Source organism: Iodobacter fluviatilis (assembly GCF_004194535.1).
Classification (GTDB): Bacteria; Pseudomonadota; Gammaproteobacteria; order Burkholderiales; family Chitinibacteraceae; genus Iodobacter; species Iodobacter fluviatilis_A.
Window position 1 is genome coordinate 2,729,459 of sequence record NZ_CP025781.1, and the last position, 16,969, is coordinate 2,746,427.

Genomic DNA, 16,969 nt, shown 5'->3' on the forward strand with positions numbered 1-16,969 from the left:
AGTGGAACGCATTAAAAATGAAGAAGCTTGAGATGAGTTATCCCTTACTTGATATGGTTTCCTGTCCAGCCGAGCTAAAAAAGCTTGCCCGAGATGATTTGCCACAACTGGCCAATGAATTACGTAGTTGCTTACTCGATTCAGTCAGCCAGACGGGCGGCCATTTTGCCTCTAATTTAGGCGCTATCGAGCTGACGGTGGCCTTGCATTACGTGTTTAACACGCCATATGACCGCTTGGTTTGGGATGTTGGCCATCAAAGCTATCCGCATAAAATCCTCACCGGCCGTCGCCAGCGCATGCATACCATGCGTAAGCAGCATGGCTTGGCCGCTTTTCCTAAGCGCGAAGAAAGCGAATACGATACTTTTGGTGTGGGTCATTCCAGCACCTCAATTGCTGCGGCATTAGGTTTTGCTGAAGCGGCTAAGCTAAAGGGTGAGGATCGCCATGCTATTGCTGTGATTGGTGATGGGGCAATGACGGCTGGTCAAGCTTTTGAAGCGCTTAATAATGCGGGTGATCGTGAGGTGAATTTACTGGTGGTGCTGAACGACAATGAAATGTCGATCTCACCAAATGTAGGTGCGCTTACTAATTACCTGTCTAAATTGCTTTCCAGTAAGTTTTACAACGGTATTCGCAGTGCCTCGGGCCGCGTGCTAGATGTTGTACCGCCTTTGAAAGAACTTGCCAAAAAAGGTGAAGAACACGTCAAAGGCATGCTTACGCCGGGCACGATGTTTGAGCAGTTTGGGTTTAATTATATTGGCCCCATTGATGGCCATGATTTAGATACGCTGGTCACAACACTAGCGAACATCAAGCAGCTAAAAGGCCCACAGTTTCTGCACGTGGTAACGCGTAAGGGCGAGGGCTATAAAAAAGCCGTTGCCGATCCGGTGAAATACCATGCGGTTACCCCGTTTGCAAAAGAAGACGGCATGTTGGGCGCTAAAGCCACTAAAGTCAGCTACACCAAGGTTTTTGGTGATTGGCTATGCGATATGGCCAAAATGGATAAGCGTTTGCTTGGCATCACGCCTGCCATGCGCGAAGGCTCGGGCCTAGTGCGCTTTGAGCAAGAAAACCCTGAGCGCTATTTTGATGTGGGCATTGCTGAGCAACACGCGGTGACCTTTGCTGCTGGTTTGGCTTGTGAAGGTTTTAAGCCGGTGGTGGCGATCTATTCAACTTTCTTGCAGCGCGCTTATGATCAGTTGATTCACGATGTAGCGATTCAAAATCTACCCGTGGTGTTTGCGATTGACCGTGCTGGCCAAGTGGGGGCGGATGGCCCAACCCACGCAGGGTCTTTTGATATTTCCTTTTTGCGTTGTATCCCTAATATGGTGGTGCTGACACCTGCGGATGAAAACGAATGCCGCCAGATGCTGTATACGGCTTTTTTACACGATGGGCCAAGTGCGGTGCGCTACCCTCGTGGCACGGGCCCCGGTGTTGAGGTGCAAAGCACCATGATCGCTATTGCCATGGGCAGTGCAGAAATTCGCCGTCGTGGCAGTAAAATAGCTATCCTTGCGTTTGGTACGGTGCTTGCTGCAGCTTTAGAGGCTGGCGAGGCGCTGAATGCCTCCGTGGTGAATATGCGCTTTGTGAAGCCCATTGATACTGCTTTAATTCTTGAATTGGCCGCTAGCCACGATTACCTAGTTACGGTGGAAGAAGGCTCGATCATGGGGGGGCAGGTTCGGCAGTATTAGAGAGCATGATGGCGCAGAATAACTTTAAGCCCTGCCTGCAATTGGGGATTCCTGATCGTTATATCGAGCATGCAGAGCAGCAGGTGCAATGGGCAGAATGTGGCTTAGATGCCGCAGGGATTGAAGCCAGTATTCGTGAGCGCTGGGCCATCTAAATCTGTGGCTTGATTACGTTAAAAAAACGAGGCATCGCCTCGTTTTTTTATATGCATGAGTCCATGCTATCAGCGGTTTAAAGTGGGTAATAGTGGCTAAAAATACTGTGTTTCAGGGATTCATTTTTATTTAAATAAGATAAACCTCAGTAAGGTTTTAAATAACCTAGACTAAGAAAGTTCACTTATTTAATTACATCAATATGAGCCCAGATACTTTATCGCAGTTATCTGAATTGCCAGAAGAAAATCCTCACTATTTGCGTGCCGCTACGCAAATGGGGGATAACCTTGATGTGATTGCTGATCAAGATATTTTTGCGGCCAATGGGATGAAGTTGGTCGCAAAAGGAGCAAAGATTAGCAGTCACCAATTTGATCTTTTGGTTAAGCACAAATTAGCCACACCTCTCGACCAACTTTTAGCAACGGATCGGCCACTTGATGGTGGCCAATTGGCCTTTGAGGTTGGCAACATACTAGAGAAAGACCCCATTTTGGCGAGACTGCTAACGAGGGCGGGTGATCCTTTAGCCATTAAGCATCAGCTAGCGGCATTAGTCTTGCCTATGCCTATTCGATTTAGGCTAACGGTGATGCAAAATCAGCGGCCTAATTTATTTGAACATGCACTAAGAAATTGTATTGTTTCTTATTCCCTAGCTCAGCAACTGAAATTGCCTGAATCAGATAAGACGGCCTTAGTGCTGGCGGCGCTATGCCACGATTTAGGTGAGATGCATACGGATCCAGAACTGCTGACGCCTACGCATATAATTACACAGCAAGAGCGCCGCTATATCTATGTGCATCCAATTACTAGCTATATGCTGGTGCATAGTTTCCCTGCGTTTTCGCTGGCTGCCGAGTATGCTATTTTGCAACATCATGAACGGCTGGATGGCAGCGGTTATCCACATGGTTTACGCGGTGAAGCGGTGAGTCGTTTAGCGCAGATCATTGCCATTGCTGACGTCACCGATGCGGTATTGAATCGTTTTGATTCAAAACGATTAGACGCTTTATTTACTTTGCTTCATTCCCGCTTTGATCCAGCAGCGGTTAAGGCTTTAAGGGATATATTAGGCTCGCTGAGTAATGATGAACATCAGAGCGTGGTAGAAAGAGATATCACCTTGCAGTTAGCGCATATTGCTGATTTTCTTGAAGCATGGCTGGCTTTACATACCATGTTAAAAGGACAAATAAATGAAGGGGCGAGCCTTAATTCACCGCTGGGATTTTTATTTGAGCGTATGGAAAGCATTCGTGCGCTGATTGTTCAGGCAGGTTTAAATCCCGATGATGTGCAGTCTATGCATACCTTTGGGGAAGAAGATCCTGAAATGCTGGCTGAATTGCAAGCCATGCTGAGCGAAATGGAATGGATGCTTTTTGATTTAGCCAATGAAATAGAGCGCCGTTCCCCTACATTGGATGGCGTTTCTCAAGAAGCATTACAAGATTTAATCTTACATTTGCGGGAAAGTTAAATTTAGGCAGAATGGGCCGTGCTTAAGCTGCTGCTCATTTCCTCAATGAGCTTGCCTAAGCTTAGTAACGCGCGATCTATTTCTGGGCTTAAACGGCCAGCCGCAGTTGATGCGAATAAAGTACTCAAAGCGATTTGAGTTAAAAAACATCAGCCCAGGGGCAATTAAAATACCTTGTTTGAGCGCAGCATCAAAAACCCGCTTAGACGATAGCTGCTCGGGTAACTCCACCCATAATGCCAGCACACTATGTACACCCCTCAGTATTATCGCTAGCAGCCTGTCGGACTTAAGACTGCTCTACTACGGAAAAGCCGGATTTGGTCATATTTCACGCATTTTCTCGTTGAATAGCCAGCTATTCGCCTCAAAAAACCGCGAAATCAGTCTCAAACCGGTCTTTCCCTCGCTACGATCGCTTAAGTCCGACAGGCTGCTAGCTTGATACGCTATTGGATCAATCGATAACTAAAAATTGTCCCTGTAAGCCAGCCTCTCCATTTAAGAACTTTGAAATATGATTTGCAACAAGTTTAGCTACCAGAGGCTTTTTTCTAAACCAAGTAGATAAACCATGATCGCAGCCTGCAATCTGTAAAATATTAAGTTGTTTGTTTGGCAAAGAATTTTTAATTTTTTCTATTACTTCTGCAGGTATAGCACTGTATTGTTCTTTCCCGTTAATTTTAAATATTCCTGCGGAGGTACCTAAAATGCCACCAGAATGTATTGAGGCTACCCCATCATACTGACCGATTATTAGCATGATATCGCCATGATATGTTGATAAGTAATCAAAAGAATCTGTGTTTAAAAAACCAAATGGAATTGAAATTTCTTTTTTGAATTTAGGCCCAAAGTTTTCTAGGTATGCAGAGTCAGAATACACCGCTGGACAAAATAGAATTATTTTATTTATATTTAAATTGCTAGCAGCTAATTTTAAAGCCAGGGCCCCGCCTAAGCTGTACCCCATTACGGCTATATTTTCTCTATCTAATATGTTTAGAAAACGGTAGGATTCATTAAGATTGTTAGCGAGTGAAGTTTCTTCTAAATTAATGCCGCTTGCTAAATTATGGCCTGATAAATTAAAGCTTAATGACGATACTCCTTCTTTTTGTAGAAAATAAAGTATCGTATTTAGTTTTGTATAATCTGACCGTGCCCCATGAATTGCAAGAAAAGATGGCCATTTTTTAGTTGGTGAAAATAAAATTCTTCCCTCTGGGTGATAGTAGCCTAGATTAAGAGAAAAATAGCCTACATTAGCAATGTAGGAATCATTGAAAATCAGCTCATCGGCGACACGAGATTTTTTGAGTAATCTGATATTATTTACATTCATGCGATATGTGTTGAAATATAAACTCTTAGGGGATTATCTGGGTCTAGCAGTAATTTAACTGCCATTAGACCGCAGATGCTTATAAGCAAAGGCTTAATTAATTTTGGACCAAACTTTACAGCACAGCGAGCACCAAGTTGAGCACCAATAAATGCACCTATCGCCATGGCTATTGCCACAGTAAAAATAATATGGCCGGTTAAAATAAATACAAATAATGCACCAATATTACTTGAAGCATTTAAAAGTTTTGTGTTTGCCATTGCTCGGACAATCCCTTGGCCAAGCAATAATACACAAGCAATCATAAAAAATGATCCAACACCTGGGCCAAATACACCATCGTAAAAACCAATTAATGGAGCAATCATAGCGGTAAATAAAAAAGAAGAAATTTTAGCATGCCGTTCTTCATTATTTAATTTTGGTGCTAACACAAAATAGATTGCAACTAAAATAAGTAAAATAGGAACTAAAAACTCAAGAGCAGATTTAGGAATTAAACTAATTGATAATGCACCAAATCCACCGCCTAGAAGTGACATGAGAGCCATTGGAAAGCCAGATCTCCATTCTATTTGTCCTTTCCTTGCGAATGCTATTGTGGCTGAAATAGTTGCAGCTGCCGCTTGAAATTTATTTGTTGCAATGGCTGCGACAGGTGGAATCCCTGCAATAAACAAAGCAGGAAGAGTTATTAGACCACCTCCACCGGCAATGGCATCAAAAAAACCAGCTAGCATAGCAACTGCAGCTAAGGCCATCATGGTATTTAAGTCTATTACATCAAGCATGAAATTTTCCATTGGATATATTACTCATCAATAATGACTATTATATTGAAATAATAGTATATATGATTTTTTTTATGGACTAGCCTTGAACCAGTAGAGGGTCTTTATTTAATATAATTGGTGTCGCTCTGTTTGAATATCCAAATATACGTAGAAGAAGTCTTCGATTGTCCTTAATAATGTCTCTACAGTGTAGCGCAATATCATTGTTAATAATAAGTGCTGAGCTTGGCTGGAGTGAATACTCGATTATATCAGCATTGGCTATTTCAATGTTTAGCTTTTCAAAGGCTAATTTTTCAGTTGTGGATGCAAATTTACTTGCTGAAAATCGGTATGAATTATATCGTATACTAAATGAATTATTTTCATATATATCAAGAATAGATATGTTATTTCCTGCGATTCCTTTGCCTACAGTAAATGAATCGCTGCGAGTAAAGTTAAATGCTGTAGAGGTAAGTGCTAGTACTTCATCTGGATTAATTTTTTTAATAATTGGTGAGATGGGAATCACCTTTGTAGGCTCATTTTTGGGATTCCAGCGAGCTGTAAGAATGAGTGCTGATGGTGCAGGAGAATGACCATCTAATGAATGCAATGAGCAGTTATATGGAGCCTCTGTATGCGGGCCAAGAGTTAATCCAGAATGCGAACTTAACTCAATTTTATCGGGAAGGTTTTCATTGGAGAGAATTTCATGTCCGCCACCTTTGAAATTGGCAACATATCGAAGCAATTTTCCCTCGTTATCAATATCATAAGCAAAAGCTCGATGCCCAACAAGGTGTAGAAGAATTTGGCTTCGTGAAGATAATCTATGGCAGTGGAAATCTATTTGAAGCTCTTCAATATCTGGTAGAGATGCAGGAATTTTTCCTTTTTCTCTATCTATCATCCCTTCAAATACCAATGATGGAATGTCCCCATTGGAAAATTTTTTTGCTATTTCTGCTTGTTGATTATTTAATGTTGCGAAAATTTCAATTGCATATTGTTTGGCTTTTAATTGAACACCAACAACTTGTATTCCACCCATTTTCGCTAATTCTATAGATGCGTTTTCAAGTTGCAAAGCTTGCTGCATATCAAAAGTTAATATGTTTAATACGGATGTTTTCTTGCTAGTAATTACAGGTGTTTCAGTGAATTTAAACATAAAGTAACAACTCTTTTTTTGTATTTAGCGCGGGTTTATTTTGTAAGAAGTTCTGCATAATTAAACCAACATCAGCGATTCGGGGTGAGTCTGTTGAACCCGTTAATTTAATTAAAGTGCCCCTCGACAAGCTCAGGCTGAACGGCAAGTGCTGCTTAATTTATGCCTAAGTATTTATTCATTTTTTATAAATGCTTTTGCGGATTGGAAAAACTGTATTAAATATTTTTTATCTATAAAGTAATACTGGGGAAATCTATAATTTGTGAATAATTACACCAATCTTTTTTTAAAATTTATTTTTTGTAATATGACGTGAAATTTTTAATTGTTTGCATCAATGGTGTTTAGTACTTTGGCATAAATTAACCAATATTTATCAATCATATTTTTTTCGTAGGGAGTGATAACGACGAATTCATTGCGCACCAAGAGCTGGAGCGCAAGAAAGGCACTTGCATACCCTATGAAAAGCACATATTTTTTTCTTTGTAAAATGCGTGATAACTTATATCTAACTACTTACCACGGGTAAATGAGCTTTCGTTAAGCTAACCCCTTTCTGGTGCTGTGAGTGCAGAATGGCTGATGATTAATTCACCACCTACACGTCGCCTGGCTTGGCAATGCCAAGGTTTATTAGCTGGATTTAAAGTTGTAAAACAGCATTTTATGAAATGTGAGCTCTTGGCTCAGCTTATCCCCGCCTCGTGCGCACAAGGCTGTGTACGTCCTGTGGACAAGTTAGCCAAGTCATTGCTCTGGCAGGTTTTTTTTGTACTGCATATTTTTTAAGCAGTATTGGCCGTTTATCCAAGAATTGATCCAGCAAGTCCGTGGATGGCTTGTGGATAAGCCAATTAAGCTGCTGTTTTAAGATGTGTTTTTGTGGCTGATTAAAAAATAGGCAAAAAGGCCGTGCTATAATCGCGGTTTTTCCTCGCTTGAATTGCATAATTCAGGCCGCACGAGACACTAAACCATGAAAGCCCCTGAACTTCTCCTTCCCGCTGGTACTTTAGACAAAATGCGCGCTGCTTTTGATTTTGGCGCGGATGCGGTTTACGCCGGTCAGCCGCGTTATTCACTGCGTGCGCGTAATAATGAATTTAAGCTTGAGCAAATTGGCCAAGGGATTATTGAGGCGCATCAGCGGGGCAAGAAGTTCTTTGTAGCTAGCAATATTTTGCCGCATAACGCCAAAGTAAAAACTTATCTGGCGGACATGGAGCCGGTAATCGCCATGAAGCCTGATGCACTGATTATGGCCGATCCTGGCCTGATTATGATGGTGCGGGAGAAATGGCCAGAGCAGGTGATTCACCTTTCGGTGCAAGCCAATACCGTCAATTACGCTGGGGTGAAATTCTGGAAATCGATGGGGTTAGAGCGCGTCATTTTATCGCGTGAAATGAGCCTTGATGAAGTCGAAGAAATTCGCCAGCTCTGCCCAGATATGGAATTAGAAGTGTTTGTGCATGGCGCACTATGCATTGCCTATTCTGGCCGCTGCCTCTTATCGGGTTACTTTAACCACCGTGATCCTAATCAAGGCACTTGTACCAATGCCTGTCGTTGGGATTACAAAATGAATGATACGGTGGAAGACGATGCGGGGGATGTGAAGCCGCAGGTGATTCAGTTTGATTTTAATAAAGCCATGGAAGAAGCCAATCAAAGCTTTGCCGCCTGTGGTGGTGCTGAGCGCCATCCATCTGCGGATAAAACTTATTTAATTGCTGAGCAAAGCCGCCCGGATGAGCTGATGCCGATTCTGGAAGACGAGCACGGCACATACATTATGAATTCCAAAGATTTGCGTGCGGTGCAGCATATCGATCGCCTAACTAAGATCGGCGTGGATTCGCTCAAGATTGAAGGTCGGACTAAATCACTCTACTACGTGGCGCGTACCGCTCAGGTTTATCGCCAAGCGATTGATGATGCGGTAGCGGGGCGTCCATTTAATCCGGCGCTCTTGGCTGATCTAGATGGCTTGGCTAATCGTGGTTACACCGATGGTTTTTATCAGCGCCATTACACCCATGAAGCGCAAAACTACCTAGATGGGCATTCTAAAGCCAAGCAAAGCCAGTTTGTCGGTGAAGTCATCAGTATTAAAGAAGGCTGGGCCAAAATCGAAGTAAAAAATCGCTTTGCCGTTGGCGATCAGCTAGAAATTATCCACCCAAGTGGCAATCGGATTATCACCTTGGCAGCAATGCGCGATAAAAGTGGTAATCCATGCGATATCGCCGCTGGTAATGGTGTGAAAATCTCTATTCCTATGGAAGAGGGCTTTGAAAAATCTTTGATTTCACGCTTATTTACTGCGGATGAAATGGCGGAGACTTAAAAAGGGTTGCGACGGATTGTTCGCCAATCATAAACACTAAAAAACACGAGCAGGGTCAATGAGTGTTTGAGCCTGTATTCGTGTTTTTTGTGCGCATAGTGTGCTCCGTACTTTTTGATCATGTTGGTCAATATTTATTCGCTACCGCTACGCCGCCAGCAATCGGGGCTGTGGTCATCTACCATGCCGCTGGCCTGCATAAAAGCGTAGCAAATGGTGGGGCCAACAAACTTAAAGCCGCGTTTTTTGAGCGTTTTGCTCATGGCTTCTGATTCTGGTGTAGATGCAGGTGTGTCTTGGGCTGTGGCCCAGTGGTTAACTATGGTTTGGTGGTTTACAAACTGCCAAATAAAATCTGCAAAGTGCTCTCCCTCTGCTTGGATTTTTAAATAAGCTGCGGCATTACTAATAAAGCCCGCTACCTTGGCGCGGTTGCGAATAATGCCCGCATCTGCGAGCAGGCTGGCGACTTTCTCTGCGTTGTAATTGGTCATTTTTTGTGCTTCAAAGCCATCAAATACGGCGCGATAGTGAGCGCGTTTTTTTAAAATGGTGATCCACGATAGCCCCGCCTGCGCGCCTTCTAGGCATAACAACTCAAATAGCCCTTGATCATCATGGAGTGGTACGCCCCATTCATGATCGTGATAGTTTTGGTAGAGTGGATCGTCGCTGCACCAAGCGCAGCGTTTTAGAGGAATAAGCATGGTGTCCAAAGGATAATAAGTGCTGCACTGCAGCTTACTTGAGCGTCTTGTGGGTATCTTGGGTTTTATCCCCTAAAACCAAGTGCTGTGCTGTGGATAAGCTGTTGATGCTGTGTTTAAGTTGTTGTTTATTTGATGGTAAATAGCATTGATTATTTTTTGTGCACTGCTGCTTGACGGTCATTTTTTTGTAAACAAACGGTGCTAAAGGGCTGGAAATAAGTGTGGCCTACCCTGTTTAATTCAGGCTAGCAGCCTGTCGGACTTAGACGGTCGAAGCGAAAAATCGCATGGTCGAGATAAGATTTTGCCGGATTTGCAGCGCCGATAACGAGTTATTGGTCAAAAATCTGGTGAAATATAGGCCGATCAGGTGATTGTGCAGCTGACTGATGCTAAGTCCGACAGGCTGCTAGGTAGCCAAGGGCGCTGCTTATAAACTGGCTATTATTCTACCAAGCTTATATTTAGCAATTTTCCAACACTTTTATTCCATTCATTAACACACTCTTTGCCACAGCGCTCAGCCCAGCGTTTAAGTACAACTTGTTTGACTGTCTTGGCTAATCTCACTTCATCATTTGCACTTGGGGTAATCAGCGTCATTGATCCCTGCTCGGCAAGGCTGCAGTTTTTTCCTGTGTTGCATGCGATTCCTAAGGCTGTTTGTGTATCAGCGGCTTTCCATAGATCATCAGCGAGCTTATTAATGCCTACTTCAATGGTTTTTTGATCGCGGGCTTCTATCTTTGCCCATGAGGCTTGGTTTACCCCAAGCATCACTACGCTCCAGCCTAGCGGCAGATTGTAGATATGTGTTGCAACTTGATAAAAGTGCGCCGTGTGGGCGGCTAGCGCCGAAGTAATCAGGCAATCGAGCTGCTTATCTTTCATTTTGTTATAAACCTGATCAAAAGGAATACTCAGCGTGATTGCGCCGTAGGCCTCGATTAGATCGCTGGTAGTACGCATGCTAACGCGTACTTTTTTACCCTTTAGCCCTTCTAGGTTTTTAACAGGCCCATTGCACATTAAAAGCTGAGCAGAATAGGGCCACATGGCCAGTACTTTAATACCATGCTTGTGCTCAAAATACTGCTCTAGCACGGGGCGGTAGCTGTTAACTACATTGCGCTCCATTTCGGCATTGATGGTCAGTCCAGCAAGATCCACCGCTTCTGCCCGTGGATCTTGCTCCGAGATATACGACAAGATGGTGGTGCCAAAGTCGGTCATCCCTAACTTCATCAAACGTAATACTTCGCTGCCTTTTAAGCCCACATCATTAAAAGCGTTGAGGCTTACTTGGATTCTGCCTTGGCTTTGCTTGGGGAGCAGCTCAGTCCAGAAGGGTTTTTCATAATCTTTAAACTGGCTCAGCATGCTCCAAGAGCCTATGGCTTTCAGTGGCTCGGTGGCGACATTGTCTTCAGCGTATAGGCTGTGGCTAAAGAGTAGTGCAATGGCGATAGCGAGTTTACTCATCCACATGGGGGCGCCCTTAGCGCTGCAACAAGGGGGCGGCAGCACATTTGCTGTAGTCATGCTGATGTGGGCTCAAGGCGGGCATAGCGCTGGCGCGCAATGGACTAAGTGAGTCATCGCCAAGTAGCTGTTGGCAGGCGAGCAGTGCAGAGTCTAATGCGCCAACAATCCAAGTGTGATGCACGCTTAAATGCTCACCTGCAAAGTAAATGTGCTGTTCTGGCTGGCGGGCGTTATTAAATAACTGCCTAAATTGCCCAGGGAAAAACATCGCATCCCCAGTGGCCCATTCTGAAGGCCAAGCCACATCATAGGATTCGATAAACTCGGCCTCTATATTTACCGTATCTTGATAGAGATTTTGTAAATCCCTGAGGGCCAAACGTACGCGTTCTTCTTGGCTTTGTGGCAGCCAGTTATAAGCATCGCTCATCCATGAATACAGCAACAACACCCCCGCACCCGAATCGCCAAGGCCATAGGAGGGATAAACGCACCAGCGCATTGGTAAATCAGTGGCAGACTGCCCGCCCATAGCAGGCTGCGGAACTTGCTCCCAGAAACGTGTTTTAAAGCGCAGGCCAATTTTATATAGCGGCTCGTAATGCATGGCGCGAATCGCTTGCATCTTGGTGGGCGACCATTGTGGGGTGTCTATCATGCGCAGTGCCGCAGGCGGAATCGCCATAATTACACGGTCATAAATTGCGAATTCGCCCATATCACCGTAATGCACGGCCACTCGGCCATCTGCCAGATTCTCAATTTGCCGAACAGGCGTATTCATTGAAATCGCGTCTTCACCAATTAACTGGGCGCAAGCATTGGGTAATCTATCCATGCCATTGGCAATGGTGCGCCATTTAGCGCCAGAAAAATCCATGCTTTCAATGACCAGCTCGGTAAAGCTGCTGTGAAACTGATTGGTGGCCGAGGTCATAACCTCTACATAATTAACCTTCTCCATACTCCAGCCTGCAATTTCTGTCAGATAGGTATAGAGCGAGTAATTATCGTACTGCACAATTTTGGCAAAGCCTAAGTCGAAATCGACTTCTAGTAAGTCAAAAAAGGGCTGCAACACTTCATCTAATAGCTGCGAGGCCGTTTTGTTGCACTCATCGGGTGGTAGCTTAAAACCAAGCGCTTCTGGGTGCTGATTTGCGTATTCCAAAGTCATTGTGGCACCACTAAAAGCACGCTTGCCGTTGACATACACTAAGTTGCCATTCGGATCATATAAATTATAAGGAATGAGTTCGATATTCGATTCAGGAGCGATTTGTTCATTTAAAAAGCTAATCAAATCAAATACCGGTTGTTGCTCAGGCGTTTCTGGTAGGCGCATTGCGCCCGCTTCAAAATATTGATTGGGTTCATCATTAAAGCGATGGGTGTATACGCGCCCGCCTAATCGTGTGGGATGAGCTTCATATAAATGACAATCTATCCCCCTACTCTTAAGCAATAAAGCCGCATAAAGCCCCGCCATGCCTGCACCAACAATACCCACTTTTAATTGACTAGCGTTGTTTTGTTTTTCAATTTTAGGCAGCGCAGAGCGGGCTTTAAGCCAAGCTTCATAAGCTGCACGTAATGATGGTTGTTTGCTGGGAACGTTTGCGAACATAAGCGATGCGTTTTGCATGATGGGCTCCAGATAACGGTTACACATAAATGACGTTATAATTTCATGAAAAAGTTGATTTTAAAATCATATATCGTATTTAAGTGTAAGGTATTGGAAATTTTAAAGAATGTTTCTATTCGGTAGCTTAATATTCAAACACGTGAAATAAACCCTAGCCCTAAGGCTGTTTTGCTGGAGATGGGGCGAATGCCCACACTAAAACGTTTATTTATGCAGTCGATTGCGCTGCGCCTTCGCTTAGCTTTTGGTGTGGTTGCTGCCACGACACTACTTGCATCGGGCGCTGCTCTATGGGCTTTTCATTCCGTTGACAATACATACTCGGTCGTTTCTCAGCAAAGCTTTCCTGCTGCGATTGCATCTGCACGTTTAGAGGCGAGTAGTTTGGAGTTTTCATCTGCGCTTGCCAGTCTTGCAAATGCCCAAAATGTACCCGCGCGCGATAGCGCCTTATCCCGTGTGCACTTAGCGCTATCAGAGCTACCTAAGCAAATTAATGCGTTGGCTTTAAGCCGCACAAAAGATACTGAAGCGCTGACCGTTTTGTTGCAACAGCTATCAAAAAACGTAGCTCCAACAGATGAGCTAGTGATTCAACAGCTGCTGCTTAGCGAGCGTAAAAACATTATTTTGCAAAACACGGGGGATGCTCAACAGCGGTTTTTGCAGGCGATTGATCCTATCTTATTGGCTAAAAATGCAGATCTGCTCTCTGCCACTAGGCGAGCATCAATTGCTGCAGGTGCATCTGTTCACTCTTTAATTGATACTGAGTTTTCAGAGTTACATTCCTTGCAGCAGGCTAGGGCTGACGCCTTCCGATTGGCAGCACTAGTGGGGGAGCAGGGGGAGACGGGCTTTTCAAAACGGGGTATCAGCTTACTAGCGGGCATCCAAGCCCATTTACTACACGCTGACCCTTACGCTCAAGCGGCTGGAAAAGACTTAGCGGCCAGTCTGTATCACCCTTTGCAGGATGTAAGGCGGGAAGTTGCGCGATCGGTGGCGAACTTTGATGCCATTTTAGTACCATTAATTAGTCAAACAACGCTAAAAATGATTTCCCGCAGTGATCAAATAACGCTGGATTCTACCAATGCAGTGGTGGTTTTGGTGGCTGAGCAGGTGGCGTCTTTAAGTGCTGTGCAGCATTTTCGCGGGGATGTGGTGCTATTGGCTAGTTTAATTGCCCAAGCCGCAAATGCACAAAGTGTGATTCAATTAGAAGAAATAAAAAGAACATTCGCGCAAGCCACCACTAAAGCGAAACAAACTTTAATTGAAATTAAGTATAGTGGTGAGCTAAAGAAGCTACAACGAGAGCTGTATAGCTTGATTTTTTTGGCCAATGGAGAGGATGGTGTTTTCTCGATTAGTTTGAAAAAAATTAAATTAGATAGTGAATTACAACAGCTTGTTTTAAGAAATAAAACTGCGACTCAATCACTTATAAATCAAGCATTAACCACTGAATACAGGCTAAAGAATGAGCTTGATGGAGAGATGTCTACGCTTTCACAGCGGCTAAATAAAAGTACATGGCTATTGACTGGGCTTGCATTATTTAGTTTGTTTATGTCGATGGGGATTAGCTCAATTTATATAAGAAAAAGAATTAGCTCTAGGCTTGTTGATTTATCAAGTAATATGCATCACATTGCTGATGGACATTTGGATGTAGAAATCAATACCAGTGGCCAAGATGAAATTTCAGTTATGGCACAAAGCTTATTGGTGTTCAGGAATGCAAGTGCCTTATTAAGAGAACAATCAGCAGAGTTAGTCGTGTCTAGAGATCAGGCTCAGGAGGCTTTACAAGTTAAAGGTGATTTTTTGGCTAATATGAGCCATGAAATAAGAACGCCTTTAACGGCAATTTTGGGCTATACCCATTTGCTTTTTGATACACCCTTAGCAAATAAGCAACGCGATTATTTGGTCAAGGTGCAATCCTCGGCTAATTTATTGCTTGGGGTAATTAATGATATTTTAGATATTTCAAAAATTGAAGCGGGCAAGTTGGAGTTAGAAGAGTCGCCCTTTGATTTGTTTATTTTGTTGGAAAACTTGGCGGGAATTGGTGCTATTCAAGCCGAAAAAAAGAAATTAGCTCTGATTTATAGCGTGGATGTTAATTCCCCACAATGGTTGATTGGTGATTCTTTACGCCTTGGGCAGATTTTACTAAATTTAATTAATAATGCAATTAAATTTACTGAATCGGGAGAAGTTGAGTTGGCGGTGTCTTGTTACAATAAAGGTGATCAGCAATTTGAGTTTAACTTTAGTATTCATGATACGGGGATTGGAATTAGCTCTGAGGCATTAAACCGTTTGTTTCAACCTTTTACTCAGGCAGATTCCTCTACCACTCGGCGTTTCGGCGGCTCTGGCCTAGGCTTAGCGATTAGTCAGCAGTTGGCGCATATTATGGGCGGGGAGATTAGTGTTGAGAGTAGCCTTGGAAGAGGGTCTTGTTTTAATTTTTCACTTTGTTTAAAACAAAGTCATCAAGCAGCAATGCAAATACCGCAGTATATAGGCCGTCGAGTTTTATTGGCTGAAGCGCACACGGCAACACGAATTCAGTTGTGCTTGTATTTAGAGAAAATGGGGCTGCAAGTTAAGACGGTTTGTACTGCCGTTGAAGTAGTGCAGGAACTAGAAAGGGCACAGCAGCAACCCTATGATGTATTGATTATTGACGCTTATATATTAGAGGATACAAATGTAGAGGCTGTGCAAAAAATATGGGATATCCGCTCAAAAATTGCCGCTGTCTTTCTTACCTCGGTATTAAGCCATGATGAAATAATGAGCCGCTGGGGGCCACAATCTCGTGTTTATTCTTTAAGTAAACCTATTATTGCGCATTCACTATATGCAACAATAGATTCTAGCTTGAAATTAAATAACACTGCAATTTCAAATATGTTATTTCCCCCTAAAGCCGAGCCATTACGAGGCATGCGTATTTTATTAGCAGAAGACACCCTCTTATTAAGTGAAATGAGCTCGGCTTTATTAACTTCCTTAGGCGCAGTAGTAGATACGGTTGAAAATGGGCGTGAGGTGGTTGATCTTATTTTGCAGCAACATAAAAAATACGATGCCATTTTAATGGATGTGCAAATGCCGGAAATGGACGGCATGGAGGCAACGCGTATTATTCGGATGAAATTAAGTGCCAGCGATTTACCCATTATTGCCTTAACCGCGCATGCAATGGATGCAGAACGTCGTCGCTGCTTAGAAGTGGGGATGAATGATCATTTGGCAAAACCCATTAACCCTCAGCATTTGTTGAAAGTATTATTGCGTTGGATAGGAAGTAATGTGAGCGCTTCAAGCGTGTTATTTGTTACTGATAATGCCCCCGAGAGACTGCCCGAGTTGGCAGGTTTGGGGTTGGATAAGGCTTTGGAGCGTTTAGGTAGCTTGGCTTTATTAAAGCGTATGTTACCTAGACTGCGAGATCAATACGCCGATGCGGCCCCTAGAATTCAAGCTTTGATTACGAATGGGGAGCTATTTGAGGCAGAGCGCTTGGCTCACTCCCTTAAAGGGGTGGCTGGCACATTAGAAGCTGTTGTCATTTATCAGATTGCCCAGAAGTTAGAAGACCAGTTACACCTTGGGCGTACAGAACTAGAGATCTTGCTGGCAGAGTTACACGCAGCCTTAGCCGTGGTGGTGGCAAGTATTGATACTTGGCTGGGCGTGAAAGGTTCGGCAGAGCCACTGCTTGAAGAGCCGAACTGCGCTGAAGAGATTACCTTGCAGCGGGTAAATGAGCTAGATGAGCTGCTTAGGCTCAGAAGTTTGCGAGCTCGTAAGTGCTTTTTAGAGCTACAAACTAGCTTGCGTAAACTCAATAAAAGTAAGGCGCTGATGATGGCACAAGCTTTAGATCAGTTGGATTTTCAAACGGCAAGAAACGCATTGCAATCCTTTGATATTAAAAGTGATTTTGGCTAAATAATTTAAGTTTATAAGCGCAGATATCGCGCTCTAAAGGTTTCCGACCAAGTTTGAGGTCGTTTAATGCATTGGAGCTTGTCTTGATTCACCAGCCTATTCTTCTTGTTGTCGTTGAA

9 protein-coding genes and 1 pseudogene are annotated in these 16,969 nt (G+C 43.5%); 4 read left to right on the plus strand and 6 right to left on the minus strand.

Features of this window, described 5'->3' with window-relative positions; genetic code table 11:
* Window positions 1-32: 32 nt before the first annotated feature.
* A pseudogene (dxs, locus tag C1H71_RS12200) lies at window positions 33-1,879 on the plus strand (1-deoxy-D-xylulose-5-phosphate synthase).
* A gap of 203 nt (window positions 1,880-2,082) precedes the next feature.
* A complete protein-coding gene (locus tag C1H71_RS12205) occupies window positions 2,083-3,372 on the plus strand; it encodes an HD-GYP domain-containing protein (protein WP_130106784.1) in 1,290 nt (429 codons plus the stop codon).
* A gap of 457 nt (window positions 3,373-3,829) precedes the next feature.
* On the opposite strand, the gene C1H71_RS12210 is transcribed toward C1H71_RS12205, so the two are convergent.
* The 3 genes from C1H71_RS12210 to C1H71_RS12220 form a co-directional block, all read right to left on the minus strand.
* The gene (locus C1H71_RS12210) at window positions 3,830-4,720 is read right to left on the minus strand and encodes a serine aminopeptidase domain-containing protein (RefSeq protein ID WP_130106785.1); all 891 of its coding nucleotides are present in this window, start codon (window positions 4,718-4,720) and stop codon (window positions 3,830-3,832) included.
* Complete coding sequence (locus tag C1H71_RS12215; protein ID WP_130106786.1) at window positions 4,717-5,514, minus strand: TSUP family transporter; 798 nt, start codon at window positions 5,512-5,514, stop codon at window positions 4,717-4,719. Before C1H71_RS12215 ends, C1H71_RS12210 begins: the two co-directional genes overlap by 4 nt.
* A 79-nt stretch (window positions 5,515-5,593) precedes the next feature.
* A complete protein-coding gene (locus tag C1H71_RS12220; RefSeq protein ID WP_262488284.1) occupies window positions 5,594-6,673 on the minus strand; it encodes a hypothetical protein in 1,080 nt (359 codons plus the stop codon).
* A gap of 982 nt (window positions 6,674-7,655) precedes the next feature.
* On the opposite strand from C1H71_RS12220, the gene trhP reads away from it, so the two are divergent.
* Window positions 7,656-9,029 (plus strand): prephenate-dependent tRNA uridine(34) hydroxylase TrhP, encoded by a 1,374-nt coding sequence (trhP, locus tag C1H71_RS12225; RefSeq protein WP_130106787.1) that lies wholly within the window; start codon window positions 7,656-7,658, stop codon window positions 9,027-9,029.
* A gap of 134 nt (window positions 9,030-9,163) precedes the next feature.
* Here the strand turns inward: trhP and C1H71_RS12230 are convergent, their stop codons facing one another.
* From C1H71_RS12230 to C1H71_RS12240, 3 genes are all read right to left on the minus strand, one after another.
* On the minus strand, window positions 9,164-9,736 hold the full coding sequence (locus tag C1H71_RS12230) for a DNA-3-methyladenine glycosylase I (RefSeq protein ID WP_130106788.1): 573 nt from the start codon (window positions 9,734-9,736) through the stop codon (window positions 9,164-9,166).
* A 447-nt stretch (window positions 9,737-10,183) separates the two neighbouring features.
* The gene (locus C1H71_RS12235; RefSeq protein ID WP_188053228.1) at window positions 10,184-11,221 is read right to left on the minus strand and encodes a TRAP transporter substrate-binding protein; all 1,038 of its coding nucleotides are present in this window, start codon (window positions 11,219-11,221) and stop codon (window positions 10,184-10,186) included.
* 16 nt (window positions 11,222-11,237) lie between these two features.
* Window positions 11,238-12,869: a flavin monoamine oxidase family protein gene (locus tag C1H71_RS12240; protein ID WP_188053230.1), complete on the minus strand. Its 1,632-nt coding sequence runs from the start codon at window positions 12,867-12,869 to the stop codon at window positions 11,238-11,240.
* A 189-nt stretch (window positions 12,870-13,058) separates the two neighbouring features.
* Between C1H71_RS12240 and C1H71_RS12245 the strand changes: the two genes are divergently transcribed.
* A complete protein-coding gene (locus tag C1H71_RS12245; RefSeq protein ID WP_188053232.1) occupies window positions 13,059-16,850 on the plus strand; it encodes a response regulator in 3,792 nt (1,263 codons plus the stop codon).
* Window positions 16,851-16,969 lie beyond the last annotated feature (119 nt).